Genomic DNA, 4505 nt, shown 5'->3' with positions numbered 1-4505 from the left:
GGCCATGGCCGCCGCGGTGGAGCAGATGACGGTGAGCATCAACCACATCTCCCAGAGCGCGCAGGACACCGAAGACAGCTCCGCCACCGCCGCCGAGAACGCCAGCACTGGCGAACGCACTGTCAGCAAGGCCGCCGACGAGATCGGCAAGATCGCCGACAGCGTCACCGCCGCGGCTACCGCCATCCGCCAGTTGGAAGCCCGGGCGGGAGAAATCAGCACCGTCACCGGCGTCATCCGCGACATCGCCGCCCAGACCAATCTGCTGGCGCTGAATGCCGCCATCGAAGCCGCCCGCGCCGGCGAACAAGGCCGCGGCTTTGCCGTCGTCGCCGACGAAGTGCGCGGCCTTGCCGAACGCACCGCTGCCGCCACCCTGCAGATCGGCGACATGGTTGGCACCATCCAGGGCGAAACCGGCGTCGCCGTCGCCGCCATGGATGCGGTGCTGCCGCAGGTGGAGCAGGGCGTTGGCCTCGCCCGTGAAGCCGCCTCCTCCCTGCGCGCCATCCGCGACGGCGCCAGCGCCACCCTGAACCGCATCCGCGACGTCGCTCTCGCCACCCGCGAACAAAGCGCCGCCAGCACCGCGATTGCCCAACAGGTGGAGAGCATCGCTCAGATGGTGGAGGAAACCAGCGCGGCAATGGCGAGCACTGCGGATTCCGCCAAGTCCGCCGAGCAGGTGGCGGATGACTTGAATGGGTTGGTGGCGCGGTTCAGGTATTGAGGGGAAGGCTGCTTACTCGCCTGAATATTTTCCCTAAAGATATGGCCGGTTCATCCGGCCATATCTTTGAGTTCTCAGGTGGCAAGACTCCGCCAGTGATTGTGTAGACCAACGATATTGGATGAACACAAGAAAGGCATTGCCACTTCTATATCCTCGATAGGCCAACTCCACCATTCCATCTCGAGAAGCAGGGATATTTCCTCATCCGAGAACCGCTTCTTTATTTCAATTGCCGGATTTCCGCCGACGATGGCGTATGGCTCCACGTCTTTCGTGACCAAGGCGCGGCTACCGATCACCGCGCCATGCCCGACCTTGATGCCAGGCATGATCATGGCCTCGGCACCGATCCAGACGTCGCTGCCTATCACGGTGTCGCCTGCTCTTTGGAAGGCATCGTGAGCGTTCGAGAAGGCGGGCTCCTCTTTCATATAGAAAAAGGGAAAAGAGGATGCCCAGTCGTACCGGTGCCCTTGATTACCCGCCATGATGAACGATGCGCCAGTGCCGATAGAACAGAAACTGCCAATGATCAACTTGTCAACGTTGTCGCTGTCCGGCAGCAGATATCGTGCGCAATCGTCAAACGAATGGCCGTGATAATAGCCAGAGTAATAGCTGTACCGCCCAACCTTTATGTTGGGGTTCTTTACATGGTCGGAAAGCTGTTTCCCTTTGAAGGGGCTCTCGAAGTAATTGTCCATAAGATTGGGCCTGGAAAATATTCCATTGGTAACGTTCGACATGAGCGTCAGTTTTCGGCTTGCCGACAACTGCCACTTGAAGATGGGATGGATGGCTCCTCCTTTTTCGCGCCAATAGGGCCATTGGTGCTCATGGGGATCGGTCTTCAGGAGGAGGATTCCATCATGGATGCGACTACCGTTGCGGTTGACCTGGCCAGGTACCTCTTTCAACTCGCCGTCGCCGATTCGTCCTGGCGCGTGATCGACAATCACCGCCTCACTCGCGGCTAGTTCGAGCGCTGGTTCGCCAACCGCAATGTCTCGCTCGTCATCATGGAGGCTTGCGGTCCTGCGCATCACTGGGCACGCTGGCTCAATTCGACTGGGATTGAAGTTCGCCTGCTGCCCGCGGCCTGCATCTGTGCCTATGTCCGGCGCAACAAGGCCGATGCCGCTGATGCCCGCGCTTCTCGAACCCGCACGCATGACCGCATCTCGAAGCGGGGAGAGCGGCATTTGAGAATGCTGCTCACCCATGGCGCCCGCGCCATACTCCCGGGCCGCGGCCGTGGCCCGCGAAGCGAGCCGCCCCTTGGACGACCTGCCCACCTGGGCGACCGAGGTGCAGCGCCGCAGCAATCACAACAAGGCCGCTTGCGCGCTGGCCAACAAGCTTGCCCGCATCTGCACGCCGTGCTGCGCGATCACGCTGCCTACGGCAATCCGCGGCCTCGTCCGGACAAGAAGCTCGAACGCACCGCCTTCGCCATCGCCGCCTGATCGATTCACTCTTACGCCTCACCCTTGCGCCGAGACTGATCGCTCATCATGGCAAACCGGGTCATCACGCTCCTGCGACAGAACGCCGATAACCCTGCCGGCTCTCCAGCAGCCGCTTGTAACGATTGGCGCTTCGCGGGCAGATTCCCTGTCGGCACGGGTCATTCAGAACCCACCACAGATGCCGGATATACGACTGCAGGTGATTCAACCCGGAAAGTCAAAAACACGATCTGTCTTGATTCATGGGGAGGCCATATACGCAGGGTTAGAACTCATACGGTTGAATGACAGAATAGATTTCGAGCGTTCAATTTATGAAACGACTTAGCTATATGCAGTACACCGCAAATACTTAACGAGCCCGGCAACGCCGCGTAGCTCCGGTTGGGGGTTGGCCGTACAGCTAGAACTCGATGGTTCGAGCCGCATAGCGGTATTTGTTTCTTTCGTTTTCGCCGATCACGTTTGAAATGAACCTCTTGTCACATGCGCCAAGTGTCTTGAAGTTTTCCCTTCCTTCGAGAAGCGAGAGGCCGTGGTTAGCACCGGACGGCTGACTTGGTTCAGATATCCCAGAGGCGTCTTGCTCCCAGAAGCACACGGGGCAGATCTCGAAATCTTCGCCCTCGGGGATAGTGAAGTAGTCACAGCAGTCGCACTGCTCGAAGGCTTGAGCCATGGTGAGTTCTAACGTTCAAAATCACTGGCCTTGCGCGGCATTATGCGCAAGGTCCGGTGCATTGCAGGGTTGGGCGTCACGACGGGTACACCAATTTGAGAATGGGCCGCCGACCAGCCACGAAAAGACGGATGTAGATTCTTCTCCCCTTCAGGGCCTTGTGACCCCAAGAGAAATAGTCGCTCTCGGTGAAGTGCAGTTCGAGAGTTGAATGGGGTTCAATTCGCCGATCTCCCGAATCGTGTTCGGCGCAGGCGATGTCTTGAGACTTCCGCAAGGGCCAACGACCGGAACAGTAGAGAACTTCCCAATATGAAAGGATAAGAGGACGGCTGGATAGGTTGCGGATGAGGATTGAATTTCCAACGGTCGCATCGCCTGCGAAACTGTAGCCAATTTCAAGGCGAAACCGATCACGCCAGAGTTCCCAGAGTTTGACAATAGCGAGCAGGGTGGAAAGGCCGGCACCCCACCAAGCAATCAGCGGCGACATTTCAGCGGAGTTCATCTTGTGACGCCCAACGTAAAGCTAACCGGCGCTGCGCGCCTTTATCGCGCAGCGTCCAGCGACCAACGGGAGCGGGGTTGAGTGGTGGGATGGCCTCCCCCTCCTTTTTGGCGCCCAATTGGCGCCGCCGGTGCTCATGGGGATGGGGATCGGTCTTCAGAAGGAGGAGTCCGTCATGGATGCGACTACCGTTGCCGTCGACCTGGCCAAGAGCATCTTTCAACTCGCCGTCGCCGATTCGTCCTGGCGCGTAACTGAAAGCCATCGGCTTACGCGAAATCAATTCGAGCACTGGTTCGCCAATCGTGATGTGTCGCTGGTCATCATGGAAGCCTGCGGTTCGGCGCGTCACTGGGCGCGCTGGCTCAATTCGCTCGGCATCGAAGTACGGCTGTTGCCGGCAGCCTACGTTCGCGCCTACGTCCGACGCAACAAGACCGATGCCGCCGACGCCCGTGCGCTGCTCGAAGCGGCCCGCGCGGCCGACATCGACCCGGTGCGCGTGAAGTCGGTCGAACAGCAGGCGTTGCAGGGCCTGCACCGGATTCGCTCGCTGTGGATGAGTACCCGCACTTCGCGTATCAACGCGCTGCGCGGCTCCTGCCGGGAGTTCGGCCTGAGCATTCCGCAAGGCGCCCGCACCGGGGTCGAGGCGATCAGCCGCGTGTTGGCCGATCCACGCTCCCCGGTGCCCGCGCTCATTCGCGAAACGATGCGGTTGCTGATCGAGGAGATCCGCCTGCTCGAACAGCGCATCGCGCAACTGGAGTGGGAATTCACTGCGCTGGCGCGGCAGAGCCCAGCGTGCACCCAATTGATGTCGGTACCGGGCGTCGGCTTGCTGACTGCAACCGCAATGGTGGCCGCCACTGGCGGCGACGTGACACACTTCAAGGATGCCCGCCATTTCGCGAGCTGGTTCGGGCTGACGCCGAAGGAATATTCCTCGGGCAGCACACGCAAGCTCGGCCGCATCTCCAAGCGGGGAGATCGCTATTTGAGGATGCTGCTCACCCATGGCGCCCGCGCGGTGCTGCGGGCCGCGGCGCTGACCCGAGACGCCAGCCGCCCGCTGGACGGCCTGCGCACCTGGGCCACCGAGGTGCAGCGCCGTAC

The 4505-nt window shown here is 60.4% G+C and carries 6 protein-coding genes; 3 read left to right on the top strand and 3 right to left on the bottom strand.

All coding sequences use genetic code 11. From position 1 onward, the window contains the following. On the top strand, positions 1-730 hold a 730-nt coding region (locus tag C7389_RS24925), incomplete at its 5' end, for a methyl-accepting chemotaxis protein (protein WP_246034865.1). Between the two features lie 74 nt (positions 731-804). On the opposite strand, the gene catB is transcribed toward C7389_RS24925, so the two are convergent. After that, positions 805-1437: a type B chloramphenicol O-acetyltransferase gene (catB, locus tag C7389_RS17775; protein ID WP_133593985.1), complete on the bottom strand. Its 633-nt coding sequence runs from the start codon at positions 1435-1437 to the stop codon at positions 805-807. 636 nt (positions 1438-2073) lie between these two features. Between catB and C7389_RS25745 the strand changes: the two genes are divergently transcribed. Further along, positions 2074-2199 (top strand): hypothetical protein, encoded by a 126-nt coding sequence (locus tag C7389_RS25745; protein ID WP_281275395.1) that lies wholly within the window; start codon positions 2074-2076, stop codon positions 2197-2199. Positions 2200-2605: 406 nt separating this feature from the next. Here the strand turns inward: C7389_RS25745 and C7389_RS17765 are convergent, their stop codons facing one another. Both C7389_RS17765 and C7389_RS17760 read right to left on the bottom strand, forming a co-directional pair. Beyond that, positions 2606-2881: a CPCC family cysteine-rich protein gene (locus tag C7389_RS17765; RefSeq protein ID WP_133593983.1), complete on the bottom strand. Its 276-nt coding sequence runs from the start codon at positions 2879-2881 to the stop codon at positions 2606-2608. 76 nt (positions 2882-2957) lie between these two features. Continuing rightward, a complete protein-coding gene (locus C7389_RS17760; protein WP_133593981.1) occupies positions 2958-3389 on the bottom strand; it encodes a hypothetical protein in 432 nt (143 codons plus the stop codon). Positions 3390-3564: 175 nt separating this feature from the next. Here C7389_RS17760 and C7389_RS17755 point away from each other — a divergent pair. Continuing rightward, the coding region (locus C7389_RS17755; protein WP_133593979.1) for an IS110 family RNA-guided transposase at positions 3565-4505 on the top strand (941 nt) is incomplete at its 3' end.

Source organism: Azoarcus indigens (genome assembly GCF_004361735.1).
GTDB lineage: Bacteria > Pseudomonadota > Gammaproteobacteria > Burkholderiales > Rhodocyclaceae > Azoarcus > Azoarcus indigens.
This window is presented reverse-complemented; position numbering and strand designations above follow the sequence as displayed.

Excerpts from the sequence above, each read along its gene's own strand:
- C7389_RS17765 (WP_133593983.1), bottom strand. The coding sequence starts at position 2,881 with ATGGCTCAAGCCTTCGAGCAGTGCGACTGCTGTGACTACTTCACTATC.
- C7389_RS17760 (WP_133593981.1), bottom strand. The coding sequence starts at position 3,389 with ATGAACTCCGCTGAAATGTCGCCGCTGATTGCTTGGTGGGGTGCCGGC.
- catB (WP_133593985.1), bottom strand. The coding sequence starts at position 1,437 with ATGGACAATTACTTCGAGAGCCCCTTCAAAGGGAAACAGCTTTCCGAC.